This is a genomic window from Brachyspira innocens ATCC 29796 (genome assembly GCF_000384655.1).
Lineage (GTDB): Bacteria > Spirochaetota > Brachyspiria > Brachyspirales > Brachyspiraceae > Brachyspira > Brachyspira innocens.
Window position 1 is genome coordinate 1 of sequence record NZ_ARQI01000031.1, and the last position, 3,497, is coordinate 3,497.

2 protein-coding genes and 1 pseudogene are annotated in these 3,497 nt (G+C 26.3%); 1 reads left to right on the forward strand and 2 read right to left on the reverse strand.

The window, feature by feature from the left end; genetic code table 11:
- Positions 1-205 (forward strand): annotated as a pseudogene (locus F811_RS16630) (Rpn family recombination-promoting nuclease/putative transposase); the annotation flags it as partial.
- A 423-nt stretch (positions 206-628) separates the two neighbouring features.
- Here F811_RS16630 and F811_RS0100415 read toward each other — a convergent pair.
- Together F811_RS0100415 and trhA are read right to left on the reverse strand one after the other, a co-directional pair.
- Positions 629-2,278, reverse strand: a complete 1,650-nt coding sequence (locus F811_RS0100415) for an AMP-binding protein (RefSeq protein WP_020003347.1) — start codon at positions 2,276-2,278, stop codon at positions 629-631.
- 50 nt (positions 2,279-2,328) lie between these two features.
- Entirely contained in the window at positions 2,329-3,000 is a 672-nt protein-coding gene (gene trhA / locus F811_RS0100420; protein ID WP_020003348.1) for a PAQR family membrane homeostasis protein TrhA, read from the reverse strand.
- Positions 3,001-3,497: the final 497 nt, after the last annotated feature.

Here is a 3,497-nt window from a genome sequence, read left to right on the forward strand (position 1 = left end):
ATTAATGATGATGGAATATGAGAAAAAAGAGGCTTATCTTTACGGTAATCAGATAATGCTTGATGAGGAGAGAAGATTAGGAAAAGAAGAAGGTATTAAAGAAAACCAGATATTAACAGCAAAAAATATGAAAAATAAAAATATGGATATAAATCTTATTAGTGAATTAACAGGTTTGAGTACAGAAGAAGTAGAGAAATTATAATAAAAAGAGAAATTATAATAAAAAAGGACTCAATAACTATTTTTTATTTTATTTATATCCCCGCCCTTTTAGATTTTAAGGCTTTATTTTTTATATTAGTTTAATTAAATCTTTTGAGCTTTCACTTTAAAAAATGCACCCGCCCAAAGCGTGATTTAAATTAAGGCTTTTCTAAACGCACGCAGAGAGTATTTTTTAAATATTGATTAATTAATAATTCTAATTTGTATTATTTATAAGAATCAATTAAACGTGCGTTGAATACTATCATAAATTTAAATAATGCTTGGGTGGGTAGCCAGAGTAACAGTAAAAGCTAAAGAATAAAAAATTATTCATCAATAACAAATAGAATTAAAAAATTTATAGGGTGGGAGTTAGAATAAATTTTTCAACTTTATTTTAATCCCCATTATTTATAACTTATTTGTATAAAAATCTCTTTATTTTTTTGGTAGGATTTTTAATAAACTCCTCTTCCTGAATAGTAAAACCTGATATTCTTCCAAACTCTGGAAGCATTTTATTAACTTCTATTCTGTTTTTTTCTATCAGATTATTAATATCTTCAGAACTTAAACTCTCAGCTTTAACTCTTTCATTATCCAAATATATAAGAGCATGAAGTTTATTATCTCTCTGTACCACTAAAGATTCTGCTATATAAGGCATAGTATTTAACTTACTTTCAATCTCTTCAGGATAAATATTCTGTCCGCTTGCACCAAGAAGCATATTTTTACTTCTTCCTCTTATAAATATCCTGTTATTCTCTCCAAGTACACCTAAATCTCCAGTTCTAAGCCAGCCGTCTTTAGAAAGTACATCAGCAGTAGCCTTATAGTTTTTATAATAACCCTGCATAACGTTCTCTCCTCTAACCATTATCTCTCCAACTTCACCTTCTTTTTCAGCATCGATTTTTACTTCAAGTGTGTCAATTATACATCCGCAGCTTCTAGCAACATGTTTATTCCAAGGTCCATAACTTATTAAAGGTCCGCATTCAGTCATACCGTATCCTACTGTAAATTTAAAACCTATATCCATAAGAAACTTTTCTACATCAGCATTCAATGCACTTCCACCTATAATAAGCTCATAAAAATTACCCCCGAAAGCCTCTGTTAAATTATTTCTTATTTTTGATTTTAATAAAGATGAAACTATAGGAAGTTTTAAAAGTTTTGATATTAAAGGCTTTTCTATAGTAGGAAGTATTTTTTTAAGATAAATTTTCTCTATAATAAGAGGAACCATAAGTATAAGATTTGGTCTCACTTCGCTGAATGCCTTTAATAAAATATTAGGACTAGGTATAGCATTAAGCATATATATGCATGCCCCTTTAGAAAAAGGAAATAAAAAGTCAAACAAACATCCAAATACATGGGCAAGAGGAAGAAAAGAAAGTATATGATCATTGGCCTTTACTGGCATATTGGCTATAGCAAATCTTATATTGGCTGCAAGTGAATTATGATTGAGCATAACACCTTTGCTGAATCCAGTAGTTCCAGAAGTGTAGATTATAGTAGCTAAAGTATCATTTTCAAATATTGTAAGATTAAAAGTATCTTTGCTTAAATCATTTATCTCTATGTCATTAAATATATTTTCTTTTTTATTATTTTTAGTATCTTCATTTTCTTTTTTTTGAACAAAAGTATCAAAGTTTTCTAAATAAAAAGCATTGTTTAGTAAAGATAATGTATTACTGTCAATAGCCTCTATTATGCGTTTATCTGCAAAAAGAAATTTAGAACCTGAATCTTTTACAATTGAAGCAATATCTTCTTTTGAGAAATCTACTAATATAGGAACAACAACTGCTCCATAGCTTACTATTGAAATATATGTTAAAGCCCAATTAACAGAATTAGCTCCGCATAAAGCTATTTTTTCACCTTTATGAATATCCAGTTTTTTGAATGCTGTATGTATTTTTAATATGTTTTTAGCAACATCAGAGTATTTTAATATATTATCTGTACCATAATCAGCTAATGCATTTATATCCCAATTTTCTTTAATAGTATTTAGAATATAATCGCTTAATCTCTCTTTAATCATGTTTTTCTCCTAGTATTTATCATATATTCATCATATATATTATAGTAATTTTAGAAAATATTAGCAACATATCTGAACATAAAAACTGTATGGCATATATTTGATATTATAAGAAGCGAATAAAATAAAGGAAGAAATAAGGTATATCTTTTATTAGATTCATACATAGCAAGTCTGTAAAAAACCATAGCTACAGTAAGAAGCAGAAAGCCCGTAAGATAAAGTATAGCCCCATATTCTCCTGCTGCAGATGAAATCTTTGATATTGCTATAAGCCATACCCAATTTAGTATAAGATAGTATATAGTCTCAGTAGCATCTCTCCATCTGTATCCGAATACACTTCTTAAAGTAATACCTAATACACAAAGCCCCGTAATAATTCCAAAGAAACTCCAGCCCCAGCCGTTTTTTAATAGTATAAGACAAGGCGGTATATAAACTCCCCATATCATCATAATAAAAAATGCATGAGAAAGTATATAAAAAACTTTTTTGGCTTTATTGTTAAATGGGAAAAAATGATATATAGAATTAATTATATAAAATATGATAAGAAAACTTGAATAAAGAGAAAAAGATGTTATCTCTCTTGCTGTATTGGAATTGATAATCAAAAGTACCAAAACAGCAACAGCAGAGCTTGCACATATTATACATATAATAGCACATATAGCTGATACAGATGTTCTTATCTTATTATTTTTTTTAATATTGTCCATAATAGTATATATATTAACCTTTATTTATAATAAAGTAAATGGTGATTTGTAACTATATAATGAAAATAATTAAAAATATATTGAATATTTTAATAAAGAAATTATTAATAATGTATTGCATGTATTATAAAAATTAAAGACTCTAAATGTTTAGGATTGAGATTAAAATTTAAAAATTTTCAGTATATACCAATATTTGAATTTTATACTTAATAATATATAATATTACATACAATTTACATATAAGAGTTAAACAATATGGATAAAAATGATATAAAAAATACTTTATAAGAAAAGAAATAAAAAAATTAAAAGAAAATATTAAAAATATAGATTTAAAAACTGTAAAAGAAGATTTTTTATATGAAGCTAGAAGAATAGTTAATGAAGTTAATCAATATTTGGACGCTTCTTTATCAAATGAAAATCTTAATATAGAAGATATTAATAACAATATAAAAATATTCAATGACAGATTAAACGAAGTAAATAAAAAA

Excerpts from the sequence above, each read along its gene's own strand:
- F811_RS0100415 (WP_020003347.1), bottom strand. The coding sequence starts at position 2,278 with ATGATTAAAGAGAGATTAAGCGATTATATTCTAAATACTATTAAAGAA.
- trhA (WP_020003348.1), bottom strand. The coding sequence starts at position 3,000 with ATGGACAATATTAAAAAAAATAATAAGATAAGAACATCTGTATCAGCT.